Below are 15,497 nucleotides of genomic sequence, written 5' to 3' on the forward strand. Positions count from 1 at the left end.
GTGTGGGGGCGTCTGGCCAGATCGACTGTAGTGGGCGTTTGGTCTTGAATCGGAAACGTCATGCATACTGCTCGAAGCACTTGCAAGCCACGCGTGTGGGGGAAGCCGGTCCGAATCCGGCGCTGACCCGCAACGGTAGGTCGATTCTCGGTAGTCACCGAGTGTCGGCAAGCCCGATTACCCGCCGCGCGGTGTGCGACATCCATTCGTCGTGGTCTACGAAAAGGAAGTCCAGCAGGAGCTCTGGCCGAGGATCAGCGTGCGGGCGGAGTTGTCTGTCGGATTCTCATTCGTGGCTCAGAGCCCTTACGAGGTCCCCGTGTCACTTCAGTTCTCCCCGTCCCGCGCCGCCGCTGTTCTCATCGCGGTCGCCTTGGTTTCGGCAGGTTGTTCCAAAGGTCAGGAATCAGAGTCGGCGTCTGCTGCGGAATCCTTCGCACAGCCGGTGTCCGTGACCAACTGCGATCGCGAGATGACCTTCGATTCGCCGCCGCAGCGCATCGTGTCTTTGAACGGACACGTCACCGAAGCCCTCATCGAGATCGGCGCGGGTGATCGGATTGTCGGGCGGGCGTACAGCGACAACCCGCCAACTGCCGAGACCGCCGATGTATTCAACAAGATTCCCAGCCTTTCCGATACGTTCCCCAGCATGGAGCAGGTCCTCGACGTCGATCCGGACTTCGTGGTCGGAGGAATGACCAGTGCCTTCAACGAGAAGCAGGGCCGTTCCCGAGACGCCTTCGGCGAGCGCGGAATCAACACCTTCTTGTTCTCCGAATACTGTGGCACCGGTTTCCCCGACATCGGATTGCTCGAGAACGACTACACGCAACTCGGTCGAGTCCTGGGCGTCGAAGATTCCGCCCGCGAGGTCGCAGAGGAGATCAGCGATGGTCTCGATTCCGTCCGCGCTTCGGTCGGAGACGCGGCGCCGGTACCGACCTTCTTCTACGACAGCGGTGACCAGGTTCCGACGACCATCGGCGGAGTCGGCGTCGGTCAATTGGTCGCGGAATACTCCGGCGTCTCGAACATCTTCGCCGAAGGGACAAAGCCCTACATCGACGCATCGTGGGAAGCTGTTGCCGAGCGTGCACCCCAGGCGATCGTGGTCATCGACTACGGCGACAAGACAGCCGAGCAGAAGATCGACTTCCTCCGTGCCCAGCCGTTGATGGCGACCACCCCTGCTGTGCAGCAGAACCGGTTCGTCGTGGTTCCTCTCGCTGACCTGTTCGAGAGTTCACGGTTGGTGCGTTCGGCACAGACCATCGCAACAGCCTTCCATTCAGGCGCTGACGCGGCGAAGTGACCCGCACGCGTTACGGGTACGGCGCCCTGCTTGTCGGCTTGGCGGTCGCCTTGGCGATCGTCCTGGGGTTGGCCGTCTCCTTGGGATCGGTTCGCATTCCCGTCGGTGACGTCTGGGCGATAGTCGGAGCCCGTTTGGCGCCAGGGACTTTCGAGACGTGGTGGACCGCGGCGCGGGAGTCGATCGTGATCGACTCCCGCCTGCCACGTGCACTCACTGCCGCGGTGGTGGGTGCTTCGTTGGCGATGTCGGGTGCTGTTGCTCAGGCTGTCACACGGAATCCTCTTGCCGACCCGTATCTGCTCGGAGTCTCGTCGGGCGCGGGATTCATGGTGGTGCTCGTGTCGGTGCTGGGTTTCGGCGCCGGCCTCCTCGGGGTTTTCACGATTCCGGTCGCAGCATTCGTCGGGGCGATGATCCCGTTGTTTCTCGCACTGCTGATCGGCGGCCGGTATCCGCAGCCGACCGCGATCATTTTGGTGGGTGTCGCGCTCGCCCAGATATTCTCGGCGCTCATCACCTTTTGCATCCTGGTATTGGCCGATGATCGGCACGTGACGTCGGTGATGCACTGGATTGCCGGCGGATTCGGTGATGCACGATGGTCGACGCTGATCTTCCCGACGATCACACTGGCCGTCGTCGGCACAGCCCTTCTGTTCAGTTCGCGATGGATGGACGTTTTGCAGACCGGTGACGACGGGGCTGCTGCACTCGGTATGAACGTCCGACGGTTCCGTGTGTTGTCCTTGCTCGCGGTCTCCGTACTGGCGGGCGCAGCAGTCAGCGTTGCCGGTGGAATCGGTTTCATCGGTCTGCTGATCCCGCATCTGGCCGGCTTCATCGTCGGCACCAGAGCAATTCGACTGCTCCCTGCTGCAGCCCTGCTGGGCGCCGTCGCGATGGTTGCCGCGGATACCGCTGCGCGCTCGGTGGCACAATCCACTGAAGTTCCGGTCGGAGTGATCACGGCCCTCGTGGGTGCACCGATCTTCGTCTGGATGCTCTACCGGCAGTATCGGAGGCTCGAACAGTGACACAGGCCAGAACAGTGACACAGGCCAGAACAGTGACACTCCCGAAAGACTCCGAAACTGCGCCCCTGCTCGAACTCGTCGAGACCCGGGCGCGGCTCGGAAATCGCGAAGTGTTGCGCGGCATCACTTTCGCAGTCAAGTCCGGTGAAATATTGGGCTTGGTCGGGCCGAACGGGAGTGGCAAGACGACGGCGCTGCGCTGCTGCTACAACGCTTTGACGCCGACAGGTGGCGCAGTTCTGATCGATCAAGTCGACTCGACGACGCTCTCGCGTAAGGACATCGCCCGAACTGTCTCGGCAAGTGTCCAAGAACCCACTGTCTCGGCAGGACTTTCGGTTCGTGAATCGATCGCGCTCGGACGAACTCCGCACCGCAGCTGGTTGGACCGAAGCACGGAGCGCGATACCACCATCGTGGACCGGTGCATCGAGCAGGTCGGTTTGGTCGAGCTTGCCGGACGAGACGTATCGACCCTGTCGGGTGGTGAGCGGCAACGTGTCTCGATAACTCGCGCATTGGCTCAGGAGCCCAAGGTTCTGTTGTTGGACGAGCCGACCAATCATCTCGATCTTCGTCACCAGTTGATCGTGATGGAACTGCTTACCGAACTTGCGTCGGCGGGGCTCGCAGTTGTGGTCACGATGCACGATCTACGGTTGGCAGTCGAGTACTGCGACAACCTTGCCGTGCTCACCGAAGGTGAACTCCGCGCGTGTGGGTCTACGGTCGAGGTGTTGGACGAGCCGTTGTTGGCCGAGGTTTTCGGCATCAGGGCGCGAGTCGAACGCGGAGTACGTCCGCGGATGGAGATATTGGGGCTGGCATGACGGAATCGGTGGCCGGGATCTACGCCCGTATGGCAGTAGCTGTGCCGTTCTTCGACAACCTGAGCGCGTATCCGGATACGGTGCCCGCGGTGTTGATGACCGACCCCCAGTGGTTGGCAGCACGTGTCGCCGATACGGCAGAGCGATGGGGGAGTGCGGACAGTCGAGTGAACGGCACGTTGTGGTGGTACTCGGCCAGCTCGACGCTGACCGGCATTCCGATCGGAACCGGGATGGTCACCGGGTTCGCGGCCGATCCATCGTTGGACGGTGGGCGGATCTTCTTGCGTGACAACGGCTATCTGGGCGGTTTTGCTGCCGGATCGGTCATTCCGATCTCGCGGAGTGTGGCGGAGTTGGGCCACGCGATGTTCCGCTCGCTCAATCCCGTGATCGAGGTACTCGCCGAGGTGTCCGGCGTTCGGCAGCAGGCGCTGTGGGCGATCACGACGGACTCCATCGCCAATCGCAGCCTCGATGCCGCCGGTAATGCGCGGGAGCGCGGAAGTGCATTTGCGGCTGGCCTGATCGAAGTTCTCCGCGGTGAGAACCCGGGCATTCCGGTCCCGCGTTTCGTGGACGTGGATCGCAGAGAATCTGCTGTGCGCGTGGGTAATCCATTGACGCCGGTGGCATTCGGGCGACGCAGATTCACGCAGCGGGCGTCGTGCTGCCTGATCTACGAGGTACCCGGTGAAGGCAAATGCACCAGTTGCCCGAAGCGCGCACCCGAAGATCGGGTGCGCGCCTTGGCCGCTCTGGTGTGACTGTGGGTGGGCGGATTCAGGTGTTATCGGATCAGTGAGCTGCGACCTTGGAACGGTCGAGTCCCAGCGCGTCGGTCATCGTGAAGAACAGGTCCGTCTGGTCCGTGAGACCGCTGACGTTGGCCGCATGCGGGCCGAAAGCTGCTACGCGCAACTGAGTTCCGGTGTGTCCTTCGGACTCGACGGCCGGATCCTCGGACGTTCCGTAGCTGATCGTCATCTCCGAGCCGTCCTTCGTGGTCAGCTTGCGGGTCAGTCCGGGGTAGACGATTTCCTGGGCGCGCTCGACCGGGATGTTCTGGTCCTTGGCGATGGTGGCGATGTCGTCGGCGCTGACATTGGTGACGATCTGGCTGGTGTGAGCGTGGTCGGCTGTGACGATGACCAGGGTTTCTCCGTCGGTCTTCGCAAATTCGAGTGCCTTCTGCACAGCTTCGTCGAGGTCGACGGTTTCACCGATCTGACCGCATGCGTTGGCTGCGTGATCCTGCTTGTCGATCGAGGCACCTTCGACCTGGAGGAAGAATCCGTTGTCGTTGACCTTCAGTAGGTCGATGGCCTTCTGAGTCATGTCCGCGAGCTTGGGCACGTCGGAGGTTCGCTTGGGGTTGTCGACGCAGGTTTCGGCGGGCTGCAGGTAACCGTCGCGGGTGGCGACGGATCCTTCCCAGCGGACGGGCATGTTGCCGTCGGCGAACAAGCCGAGCACGGGTGCATCCTGATCGGCCTTGCCGACCTCGTTCATCTCGGCGGCGTTCTTCACCAGCTGGTAGCCACGGGCGGCGGCCTGCTCATTGAGTGTCTTGCCCTGCCAGTCACCGGCTTTCGCGGTCTCAGCGAAGGACTTGGCGCCGCCGGCGAAGGTGACGTCGGCGCGGGTGTCGAGGAGTTGTTCGCTGATCGACCCTTTGCCGCCGTTCTCGAGGGCGTTCTCCGGGCAGGACTTGGACGTTGCCTCCGGTCCGTAGCACTTGCGGCCACTGACGTGCGCGACCTGCACTGCGGGGGTGGCGTCCTGCACCTCGGCGGTGGAGACGTTGCCGGTGGCCTTGCCGTTCGCCTTGGCGATCTCGAGGACGGTCGACTGGGCCTGACCCTTGATGTCGACGGAAATCGCGCCGTTGTAGGTCTTGGTGCCGGTGGACCATGCCGATCCGCTGGCTGCGGAGTCGGTGACGTAGTCGGGCTTGCCGTCCTTGGTCAGTGCGTAGTGCGTGTACTGGCCGGTGATCGGCAGGGCGTCGAGGCCGGGGAAGCTGCCCGCAGCGCCTTCGGCGTAGTTGCGTGCGGCGGTGATCTCCGAGTCGCCCATGCCGTCCCCGATCAGGAGGATGACGTTCTTCGCGCCGGAGGCATTGACGGCGTCGCGCACTGCGGCCGACTGATCACCGTCGATGCGACGAGCGCCACCGTTCGAGGACAGTTCGCCGGTCGCGGCGCGATCGACGGTCGCGCCGTTCGAGCCGGTGGCCTCGTCGGCGCTGCTGCTGCAGCCGGCAGCGGCCAGAACGGCGACGGCGCCGGCGACGGCCGTCAACCTACGTGTGTTGCGCGAGAACGACATACGAGTAGTACTCCTGGAAACAGTATGGATGGAGATTATGAACGCCGCTAATGATCTGGGGCGAAAGTGAACGGAGTGCAGACATGCGTACATCTGAATGTGACGAGACGGTGAGGGTTGAGATTCGCTCTGTTGACTGTGGGTGAGTGACCTGTCAGACTGAATCTGCATCGAACATCAGTTCGATGCATGTGGTGCGTCTTCCCTTTCGGCATCCTCGAGCAGTCGGTCGTCCCTGACGGCCGACTCGATCAGGTGCGAGGTCAGTGTGGGTTGGGGAAATGGGCCGCCGACGTGGTCCGAGATGGAACGGGTGCTTTCCGGACGACCCGGCCGTGTGGAACATGAGGATTTGTTTCCGGGCGATGGAAGCGACAGCCCCGCCTGGTCAAGAAAGCGCGGCGAGTACCACGCGGGCGAGCTCACCCGTGGTGCCGGTGTAGTTCCTTACGCAGAACTGCACGCTCACTCGGCCTTCAGTTTCCTCGACGGTGCATCGCCGCCGGAAGAGCTGGTCGAGGAAGCAGTGCGTCTCGGGCTCGAAGCTATCGCCGTCACCGATCACGACGGCTTCTACGGCGTGGTGAGGTTTGCGGAAGCCGCACGTGAATGGGGAATGCGCACCGTGTTCGGGGCCGAGTTGTCTCTGGATTCGGTACCCAGAACCGGCACGGCAGATCCCGGTGGAACACACCTCCTGGTGCTTGCCCGTGGGCAGGAAGGGTATCGCCGGCTTTCGCGGGAGATCGCTGCCGCGCATCTGGCGGGCGGCGAGAAGGGCAAACTGCAGTACGACTACGACGTGCTGACCGAAGCGGCCGGTGGGCACTGGCAGATCCTGACCGGGTGCCGGAAAGGTCATGTGCGGCAAGCCTTGACGTCGGGTGGTCGCGAAGCAGCGGCGGATGCCTTGGGGGATCTGGTCGAGCGTTTCGGGGCGGAGCGAGTGTCGGTGGAACTCACTCATCATGGGTTGGCGGAGGACGACGAGCGCAATGCCGTTCTGGCCGAATTGGCGAGAGAGCATGGACTACGTACGGTGGCGACCACCGCCGCGCACTTCGCCGCTCCTCCGCGTCGACGCCTCGCCATGGCAATGGCGGCTGTGCGGTCGCGTCAAAGCTTGGACGAGGCAGCAGGATGGCTGGCCCCTACCGGCGGAGCGCACCTGCGGTCCGGCGCGGAGATGGCGGCACTGTTCTCGCTCTATCCCGAGGCTGTCAGTGGTGCCGCCGATCTTGGTCGTGAGTGCGCTTTCGATCTCAAGCTCATCGCGCCCAAATTGCCACCGTTCGACGTTCCCGCCGGGCATACCGAGGCGTCGTGGTTGCGTGAGCTCACCATGGTGGGGGCGCTGGAACGCTACGGACCGCCGGAAGGTGCACCGAAGGCATACAAACAGCTCGAACATGAACTTGCCATCATCGAGGGATTGAACTTTCCCGGATATTTCCTGGTGGTGCATGACATCGTGTCGTTCTGCAAGAACAACGACATCCTCTGTCAGGGAAGAGGTTCCGCTGCGAACTCGGCGGTGTGTTACGCGATCGGCATCACCAATGTCGATCCGGTTCGCAACAAACTGCTGTTCGAGAGGTTTCTTGCGCCTGAACGTGACGGCCCGCCGGACATCGACGTGGACATCGAGTCCGACCGCCGGGAAGAGGCGATCCAGCACGTGTACGCGAAGTACGGGCGTACGTATGCCGCGCAGGTAGCCAATGTCATCACCTATCGAGGAAAGTCGTCGGTGCGGGACATGGCTCGGGCGCTGGGCTTTTCGCAGGGCCAGCAAGATGCGTGGAGTAAGCAGGTCGGCCGGTGGGGCGGTATCGACAAGAATGCGGATACCGATATTCCGCGTCCGGTACTCGAACTGGCGGCGCAGATCGAAGGCTATCCGCGGCACCTCGGTATCCACTCGGGCGGCATGGTCATCTGCGATCGTCCCATCGCCGACGTCTGTCCGGTGGAGTGGGCGCGAATGGCCAATCGTAGTGTCCTGCAGTGGGACAAGGACGACTGTGCTGCCGCTGGGCTGGTCAAATTCGACCTGCTCGGCCTCGGCATGCTTTCTGCTTTGCACTACATGATGGATCTGGTGGCCGAACACAAAGGCATCACAGTCGATCTGGCGCAACTCGATCTGTCGGAAACGGCGGTGTACGAGATGCTGCAGCGGGCAGATTCGGTGGGGGTGTTCCAAGTGGAATCACGTGCGCAGATGGCGACACTGCCGCGTCTGAAGCCTCGAAACTTCTACGACCTGGTAGTCGAGGTCGCGCTCATCCGTCCGGGGCCGATTCAAGGCGGATCAGTGCATCCGTACATTCGTCGGCGCAACAAACTCGAACCTGTGTCCTACGACCATCCGTCGCTCGAGAAGGCACTCGAACGCACGTTGGGGGTTCCGCTGTTCCAGGAACAGTTGATGCAGATGGCCGTCGACGTTGCGGGCTTCACGCCGTCCGAGGCCGATCAATTGCGTCGGGCAATGGGATCGAAACGCTCCACCGAGAAGATGGAACAACTGCGCGCGAGGTTCTATCAGGGCATGCGAGACCTACACGGCATCGGTGACGAGGTTGCCGACCGGATCTACGAAAAGCTGTATGCATTCGCTAATTTCGGTTTCCCGGAAAGCCATTCACAGAGTTTTGCCGCGCTGGTCTTCTACTCCTCGTGGTTCAAACTTCATCATCCCGCTGCGTTCTGCGCCGGACTTCTGCGCGCGCAGCCCATGGGTTTCTACTCGCCGCAGTCCTTGGTTGCCGATGCGCGCCGGCACGGAGTGCAGGTACACGGTGCAGACATCAATGTCAGCCTCGCGCATGCCACCGTCGAGGCAGGTGGATTCGAGGTTCGGCTGGGGCTGGGGGAAGTGCGCAACATCGGCGATGCACTCGCCGAGAAAATTGTCGAACAGCGCGACCTCGGTGGACCGTTCACGTCGTTTCTCGATCTGACCGGGCGGGTGGAACTGACTACCGCACAAGCTGAATCGCTGGCGACCGCCGGTGCGCTAGCCAGCTTCGGTATCTCGCGTAGAGAAGCGCTGTGGGCAGCGGGCGCTGCGGCGGGGGAGCGCCCCGACCGCTTGCCCGGTATCGGTGCGTCGGTCACAGCTCCCACCCTGCCCGGCATGAGCGACGTCGAATTGGCGGCGGCGGATGTCTGGGCGACAGGAGTATCTCCCGACACGTACCCGACACAATTCCTCCGCCCACAGCTCGACGCGCTCGGCGTGGTGCCGGCGTCGAGACTTCTCGACATCCCGGACGGTGACCGTGTGCTGGTGGGGGGAGCAGTCACACACCGGCAGCGTCCGGCCACAGCTGCGGGCGTCACGTTCATCAACCTCGAGGACGAAACCGGCATGGTCAACGTCGTGTGTTCGGTGGGGTTGTGGGCAAAGTACCGAAAATTGGCAAATACGGCGCCGGCGTTGCTTATTCGAGGGAAGGTGCAGAATGCAGAAGGCGCTGTCACCGTCGTGGCAGACCGGATGCAGCTGATGGATCTGCGAGTCACGGCCAAATCGCGAGACTTCCGTTAACGCCTGATTCTGGCCACCGTGTTAGTACCGAGAGACAGTTTTGTGCCGAGAGGACAAATGTGGAGCTCAACTCTGACCTCCGAGCATATGGTGCGGGTCACATTTGCTCCCTAGGGTTGTCGCTTGAGCGCGATCGATTCACCACACGCAGCCGCGGTCAGTTGCCTTGCGCGTGAATATCGTCGCCTTCCAAACGCGCTGAACCAAAAGCACTTCGAGTCGAAGAGGAACTTCATGAGCACAGCGATTCTCGTCGCACACGTACACCCCGCCGATCCGTCTTCGGAGGATGCGTTCAACCGCTGGTACGACGACGTGCATATTCCGCAGGTCGTCGAACGAGTGCCCGGAGTTGTCTCCGCCTCCAGATTCTTCCTGGCGGATGTGCAGTTGCTGCCCGAGGATGCATTGCCCGCGCGCCGCTACCTGAGCATCTATCAACTCGACACGGAAGATCTCGCGGGCACCGCGCAGGCGTTGGGAAGTGCTTTGGGCGACGGAACTCTCGACATGTCCGAGGCCATCGCGACCACCGGCGACACCGGACCCGAATTGCTTTTCTACGTCCCGACCGAGAACTGAAGGGGAACGCTGACATGTCCGATCTTCTCGCGAACAAAGTTGCAATTGTCACCGGCGCAGGTGCCGGAATCGGCGCCGCCATTGCCCAGGCATTCGGGGCGGAGGGCGCGAGGGTCGTGGTCTCCGACATCAACGGTGGCGCAGCACAGGCAGTGGCGGACTCGATCGACGGAGCCATTGCTGTCACCACTGATGTCACCGACGAACAGCAGGTCAAGGATCTCGTCGCCAGAGCGGTCGAAGAGTTCGGCGGACTGAACGTCGTAGTACCCAACGCCGGTATCGCCACCACGACCCCGCTGATCGAGACCTCGTTCGAGGACTGGCGGAAAGTCATGTCGGTCAACCTCGATGGAGTGTTCTTGACAGTGCGTCATTCGCTGCCCGCTCTCGTCGCATCCGGTGGCGGTTCGATCGTGAACATCTCGTCGATCTCGTCGACCACCGGCTCGCCTTTGATCGGCAGCTATGCCGCCGCCAAAGCAGCAGTCCGCAATCTCACCGAAACCCTGTCAGCCGAACTTCGCTTCCATGGAATCCGCGCGAATGCATTGCTGCCCGGATTCATCGACACAGACCTGGTCAAGAGTCACCAGCAGGATTTCGAGAATGCCCTCGGCCTCGAGTCCGGGGGATTCGACGACCTGATGGTCACTAAGCAGACGCGCTACGGCCGGACCGAGGAAGTTGCCGCCGCCGCAGTGTTCTTTGCGAGCGACCAGTCGTCGTGGTGCAACGGCAGCAGCCTGGTTCTCGACGGAGGGTTCACCGCTTCTCTCCTCTGAGCAGCAGAACCCTTTCCGAACGTCACCCGATCACCATTCGTGCGAGGATCCACAACATGACCAACCGCGCCGTGTACGTACTCCCGCCTGGAGGATTGAACAACCTCGAATCGAGGACGATCGAGACCCCGGGCCCGGGTGCGGGTGAGGTGACGATCGCGATCCACGCTAATTCGCTCAACCACCATGACTACCTCGTGGCGACCGGAGAGATAGCAACCGACGGTCCGCGGATCCTGTTGTCCGATGCTGCCGGGGAGGTCGTTGCGGTCGGAGACGGCGTAACGCAGTTCAGCGTCGGAGATCGCGTGATGAACACCTATTTGCCGCATTGGCGGAGCGGCACACCGGATTTCGACGGATTCGGAAATTCGCCGGGTGACGGTGTCGACGGGTTCGCCCGCGACACCGTCACCGTGCCGGTATCTGCTGTGACAGTGATGCCGCGAAACTACACCTACGAGGAAGCCGCTACCTTGCCCACCGCAGGTTTGTCAGCGTGGCGCGCACTATTTGCCGGAGTCCCGATCATCCCAGGGTCGTCGGTGTTGATCCCTGGGACCAGCACGGTAGCGTTGTTTGCCGTCCAGCTGGCCAAAGCTGTTGGAGCCCAGGTGATCGCAACCTCGTCGGCCCCCGACAAGATGGCTCGATTGACCGAACTCGGTGCCGATCACGTGGTCAACTACCGCGAGCGCCCGGACTGGGGATCGGAGGCGATGCGGCTCAGCGGCGGAATCGATCTCGTCCTCGACGTCGGCGGGCCTTCCACGCTCGGTCAATCTCTCGCGGCAGTCCGACCCGGCGGGCGGATCTGTGCGCTGGGAATCATGAACGGCCCGTCGTCGTCGATCGACCTGACTTCGCTACTGACCAAACAGGTCACCATCGAAGGTGTTCTGGTGGGCAGTCGTGCACATCAGGAGGAGATGGTCGCCGGGCTGGAGAGCCTGGCGCTTCGTCCCGTCATAGATTCTTCCTACAGCCTCGACCACCTCGCTGACGCTTTCGAGCAGCAGAAATCCGGGCAGGCCTACGGCAAGATCGTCATCACAAACCCTTGATCGCTTGCCGGTCCCAACGGGGATCGGTGAGGATTTCCGCCGAGTCGCCGACAAATGCACGTGCGGCAGTCTGGTCGCCGCTGAGGGTGAATCTCAGCCATGCGGTGAGGTAGCCCCGGAATCCTTCGCCATCTGCGGCCCAATTGTGGCCGACGCCAAGCAGTCTGCCGCGGACCGCCGGTCCGGCGGTTTTGTCGAAGTACTCAGCTTGCGGATCGGCGGTGGAGACCGGGTCGTCGGCGCCGGTCATGAAGAACGTCGGTCCGGTCAACTGGGCCACGTCGATCACGTCGACAGGTCGCGAGGCCCACCACGGGTCCGGCAAATCGAGCACCGCTGTGGCGGTGATCAGATTCGCCGACTGAGTTGCAGCGTTGATCGCGCCGCCTGCCCCCTGGGAGTGGCCGACCGAGGCAATGTTTTCGGTGTCGATCCTCTGGTGAAAAATGCTGTCAGCGTTGGTGTTCTGATCGACGATGTAATGGGCGGCACCCAGAATCTCGGTACCGTCGCCGGTCACGCTGCTGTCGGCCACCACCACGACAAAACCCCAAGAAGCGAGATGTTGCAGGAGCGCTTCGTACTCCTCGTAAGTCGCGTAGCTGCCGTTGCCGAAGGTGATGACGGGATGCCGATTGCCATCAGACGACAAGTCGGCTGGGTAGAACAGTTGGTACCCGGGAACTGAATCGGCAGCCACTTCGTGCGCGCCCTGGGCTGCATAAAGATCGCTGTTCGATTCCGACGCGATGGATTCGGTGGTCGCGACTTCGGGAGTTGTCGGAACCCCCGCGGTGGCATGGGTGACGGCACCGGAGAGTGCCAGCACACACGATGCAGTCACGACGGCGAACGAGTACTTGGTTCGAGAAGGCATGGGCACAAGTATGTCTTGTACGGTCGCGGTCGGTCAGGCCGAGACGGGTGTGTGCCGTTCTTCGCCGATTCGATCTCGGATGAGGAAGACGGCGATCACCCCGAAGACGACCAAGAGGACCGTCAGTAGAGAGGTGATGGCGGCGGCGCCGCTCACTTCCGTGGTCACCGAAGTGTCCAGCCCGCCGGTCGAGAGAATTGTGGTGGGGTCGGTGAGGCCGTGTAACACGATTGCGGCCCAGATCGTGCCCGTCACACGCATTGTCAGGTACATGCACATACCGAAACCGAAGGTGTAGACCACGGTGACAAGGACGGTCGACGGCTTCATCCCGGCGATCAGGTTGACCGTGTGCATGAGTGCAAACACCAGGGAAGACACGACGGCGACAAAGCGCTCGCGGTGGCCGGCGTCGCGCAGCATCTTCACTGCCAGGCCACGGGTGGCCAATTCCTCGGTCAGGCCGACGCACGCACCGAGCACCAGCAGGGCGATTACCTCGCCGGTGGTCCAGGCGCTCCAATCGGTTCCCGCCAGATGCGCAACAATGGCGGCGACCACGATGATCGGACCGATCCACATCCAACCGCGCCCACGAATGGGTTGTGGGCCGAAGACGCCGCGCAGCCAGCCGACCTTTGTCGTGAAAACCAGCAGGGCGATCCCGCCGATCGCGATGGGCAATGCGACGCCGAGGAGGATGCTGGAGGCGCTTGCCACGACATTGTCCGTGTCGATCTGGTCTGCAAAAACCCTGGAGGTAACCTGCCCGACAGCAAGATAGAACGCCAGGTAGACGACGATCAGCAGGAGCACTTTCCATACGGTGGGGCGACTCCAAAAACCGGACTTTTCGGGAACCGTATTGGTCATTGTCAGATCGTAAAGGGAGCTGCACGAAAACGCGCGGGTACCGTCTATTCGGACAGCAGCGAACACGAAGGCAGGCGCAGAAGAAATGTTGGAAGTCGATTTGAATGCACTGGACACGGCTTTGGCAGCGGGTGAGCCGTTGATCGACGTCCGTGAGGCCGACGAGTTCGCTCAGGTCCGAGTTCCCGGTGCGACGCTCATTCCGCTCAGCGAATTCGTCTCTCGCGTGGGTGAAATTCCGGACGCGGAAACGGTGTACATCATCTGCGCCGTCGGTGGTCGGAGCTTGCAAGCCGCTGAGTATCTGCAGGCTCGCGGCATCAATGCCGTTTCGGTGGCCGGTGGAACGATGGCGTGGTACCAGTCGGGGCGCCAGGTCGAGACCGGCGAATAGTGCGTAACTGTTGGGGCAGCTCCCGTTTACGGAGCTGCCCCAACACGTCACTTCCGCCAGAACAGGTGGTGCGTCACGCCGCTCGGGCTCGGCACAACGTCGAGGTTGAAGCGGTCGAGTAACTCGTCAGGTGTCTCCCACAGTCGTAGACCGGATCCGAATTCGATCGGGGAGACAGCGATGTGCATCGTGTCGACCAGATCGGCGTCGAGGAATTCACGGATAGTGCTGACTCCGCCGCCGAGTCGAACGTCCTTGCCCTGCGCTGCCTCACGTGCCTGCGCGAGGGCCGTCGCGGGGTCGGCGTCGACGAAGTGGAATGTCGTGTCCGATAGCGTGAACGACGGCCGCACGTGGTGGGTCAAGACAAAAACCGGGGTGTGGAACGGTGGCTCGTCGCCCCACCAGCCCTGCCACTCGAGATTCTCCCAAGGGCCGCGGTAGGGTGAGAATTTGTTGCGGCCCATGATTTCGGCGCCGATGTTGTTGGAGAAGTCCCGCGTGAAATAGTCGTCGAGGCCTCGGCTGCCGCCGGGATCGGTGCGATTGGGCCAGCTGGCCGTAGCTCCTGCCCACGCAAACATTTCACCGTGGTCCAGGCCGAACGGGCTCTCGAAGCTCTGGTCCGGACCGCAGGCTATTCCGTCACTCGAAACGCCGAAATTCTGCACTCGCAATAACTGACTCACCGTGTACTCCTGCTCTCGACAATGGTCTACGTGAGTACAGACCGTACGGCGAGCCAAAACTCATCGGTGCGAATTCATGCAGCCGCCGGTAGAACTCCACTGCGGATCGACCGGACGGTCCTGACCGCGACGGTTGCCCAGATGGGGATCAGTACGGTCAGCAGGGCAAGTGCGATTCCCAGGATCAGGGTGGAACCGGTGGCGACTCCGAAGGCATTCGCTCCGACGGCACATGCTCCGATGGGGAAGGTGAAGCTCCACCAGCCGAGCGAGAAGTCCAAGCCGCGGCGCAGTGCGTGGATGGTGACGACGGTGACGGTGACAAACGCGATCACGCCGATGATTCCGACGACGGTTCCGTAGGCGATCCCGAATTCGTGCAGGGTGTCGGCATGCTCGGGGCTGAGTGCATGCCGTGAGGCGGCGGCCAACAGGTTGGATGCCGCGATCGACTGTCCGATCACGCCCAACGGAATCCACAGTGAGGGAATGGCATTGAACGGGATCACGTCGACGCCGGCCGAACGGTTGCGTGCGAACTGCCTGGCGACGGCTACCAGAATGCCGATGGCGGCGGTCAGCGCCAGAGCGAACAGGATGTAGCAGAAAACCAGTACCGCGATGCGTGGAGCGCCTTCGGGCATGTGGGTGCTGACCGCTGCGCCGGTGGTGGCCGAGACCATCGGAGGTACGACGGGCATGAGCCAGAACGGCATTGCCGTCGCCATCCCGGCATCTCGAACGAGTCGAATCATCATCACGACGTAGGTGACCAGGCCGAGTGCCGTGCCGAGTGTCCACAGTGTCAGCGACACGGTGATCGCCACGTCGTGGCCGAGGAAGTCCGGGCCGGTGATGCCGGTTGCGGATCCCACGGTCAGCAGTGCCATTGCGACGGCGCCGTAGAAGGGGAACATCGCGGGGCTGTGCAGGTAGGCGAGGGCCTGACATCGATGTTGTGACCAATGGGTGGCAAATGCTCCGATCAAGGCGCACAGTACGAGAACCGCCAGAACCCAGAAGATCTCGGAGACCAGTTTCAAGCCCTCGATCTCCGGTTCGAGCGAAGCGGCGGCCACCGACACGATTCCCGTTCCCATCGCTGCCGCGAACCAGTTCGGAGTGATGTGGGCGAAGGTGGAACTCGTTGTGGTGGTCATGTAT

At 62.3% G+C, this 15,497-nt stretch carries 14 protein-coding genes and 1 riboswitch; of the genes, 9 read left to right on the top strand and 5 right to left on the bottom strand.

The features are described from left to right. Positions 1–57 precede the first annotated feature (57 nt). Positions 58–204: riboswitch (cobalamin riboswitch) on the top strand. Between the two features lie 115 nt (positions 205–319). From G9U53_RS00665 to G9U53_RS00680, 4 genes are read left to right on the top strand one after another with little or no spacing between them, the layout of a single operon-like run. Beyond that, positions 320–1,315, top strand: a complete 996-nt coding sequence (locus G9U53_RS00665; RefSeq protein WP_042449828.1) for an ABC transporter substrate-binding protein — start codon at positions 320–322, stop codon at positions 1,313–1,315. Then, positions 1,312–2,352 (top strand): iron ABC transporter permease, encoded by a 1,041-nt coding sequence (locus tag G9U53_RS00670; RefSeq protein ID WP_050654847.1) that lies wholly within the window; start codon positions 1,312–1,314, stop codon positions 2,350–2,352. Before G9U53_RS00665 ends, G9U53_RS00670 begins: the two co-directional genes overlap by 4 nt. 32 nt (positions 2,353–2,384) lie before the next feature. Beyond that, on the top strand, positions 2,385–3,182 hold the full coding sequence (locus G9U53_RS00675; RefSeq protein WP_165638209.1) for an ABC transporter ATP-binding protein: 798 nt from the start codon (positions 2,385–2,387) through the stop codon (positions 3,180–3,182). Beyond that, a complete protein-coding gene (locus tag G9U53_RS00680) occupies positions 3,179–3,949 on the top strand; it encodes a (2Fe-2S)-binding protein (RefSeq protein WP_165638210.1) in 771 nt (256 codons plus the stop codon). Before G9U53_RS00675 ends, G9U53_RS00680 begins: the two co-directional genes overlap by 4 nt. Positions 3,950–3,980: 31 nt before the next feature. Here G9U53_RS00680 and phoA read toward each other — a convergent pair whose 3' ends face one another. Next, positions 3,981–5,513, bottom strand: a complete 1,533-nt coding sequence (gene phoA, locus G9U53_RS00685; protein ID WP_003940796.1) for an alkaline phosphatase — start codon at positions 5,511–5,513, stop codon at positions 3,981–3,983. Positions 5,514–5,781: 268 nt separating this feature from the next. Here phoA and G9U53_RS00690 point away from each other — a divergent pair, with 268 nt between their 5' ends. The 4 genes from G9U53_RS00690 (at position 5,782) to G9U53_RS00705 (ending at position 11,500) form a co-directional block, all read left to right on the top strand. After that, the gene (locus G9U53_RS00690) at positions 5,782–9,069 is read left to right on the top strand and encodes an error-prone DNA polymerase (RefSeq protein WP_037129108.1); all 3,288 of its coding nucleotides are present in this window, start codon (positions 5,782–5,784) and stop codon (positions 9,067–9,069) included. A 234-nt stretch (positions 9,070–9,303) separates the two neighbouring features. Next, positions 9,304–9,651: a hypothetical protein gene (locus G9U53_RS00695; RefSeq protein ID WP_007727425.1), complete on the top strand. Its 348-nt coding sequence runs from the start codon at positions 9,304–9,306 to the stop codon at positions 9,649–9,651. A gap of 14 nt (positions 9,652–9,665) precedes the next feature. Continuing rightward, entirely contained in the window at positions 9,666–10,436 is a 771-nt protein-coding gene (locus G9U53_RS00700) for a glucose 1-dehydrogenase (protein ID WP_165638211.1), read from the top strand. A gap of 56 nt (positions 10,437–10,492) precedes the next feature. Then, positions 10,493–11,500 carry an NAD(P)-dependent alcohol dehydrogenase gene (locus tag G9U53_RS00705; RefSeq protein ID WP_165638212.1) on the top strand — a complete coding sequence of 336 codons (1,008 nt, stop codon included), beginning with the start codon at positions 10,493–10,495 and terminating at the stop codon, positions 11,498–11,500. Here the strand turns inward: G9U53_RS00705 and G9U53_RS00710 are convergent. Next, complete coding sequence (locus G9U53_RS00710; protein ID WP_165638213.1) at positions 11,487–12,377, bottom strand: alpha/beta hydrolase; 891 nt, start codon at positions 12,375–12,377, stop codon at positions 11,487–11,489. The genes G9U53_RS00705 and G9U53_RS00710 overlap by 14 nt on opposite strands. 33 nt (positions 12,378–12,410) lie before the next feature. Further along, positions 12,411–13,250 (bottom strand): CPBP family intramembrane glutamic endopeptidase, encoded by an 840-nt coding sequence (locus G9U53_RS00715; RefSeq protein ID WP_003941033.1) that lies wholly within the window; start codon positions 13,248–13,250, stop codon positions 12,411–12,413. A gap of 85 nt (positions 13,251–13,335) precedes the next feature. Here G9U53_RS00715 and G9U53_RS00720 point away from each other — a divergent pair, with 85 nt between their 5' ends. Then, complete coding sequence (locus G9U53_RS00720; protein ID WP_003940684.1) at positions 13,336–13,644, top strand: rhodanese-like domain-containing protein; 309 nt, start codon at positions 13,336–13,338, stop codon at positions 13,642–13,644. 47 nt (positions 13,645–13,691) lie between these two features. On the opposite strand, the gene G9U53_RS00725 is transcribed toward G9U53_RS00720, so the two are convergent. Beyond that, on the bottom strand, positions 13,692–14,333 hold the full coding sequence (locus G9U53_RS00725) for a dihydrofolate reductase family protein (protein WP_003940771.1): 642 nt from the start codon (positions 14,331–14,333) through the stop codon (positions 13,692–13,694). Positions 14,334–14,407: 74 nt separating this feature from the next. Further along, positions 14,408–15,493 (bottom strand): TDT family transporter, encoded by a 1,086-nt coding sequence (locus G9U53_RS00730; RefSeq protein WP_042449826.1) that lies wholly within the window; start codon positions 15,491–15,493, stop codon positions 14,408–14,410. Positions 15,494–15,497 lie beyond the last annotated feature (4 nt).

The organism is Rhodococcus sp. D-46, from assembly GCF_011290655.1.
In the GTDB taxonomy this organism is placed as follows: domain Bacteria; phylum Actinomycetota; class Actinomycetes; order Mycobacteriales; family Mycobacteriaceae; genus Rhodococcus_F; species Rhodococcus_F qingshengii.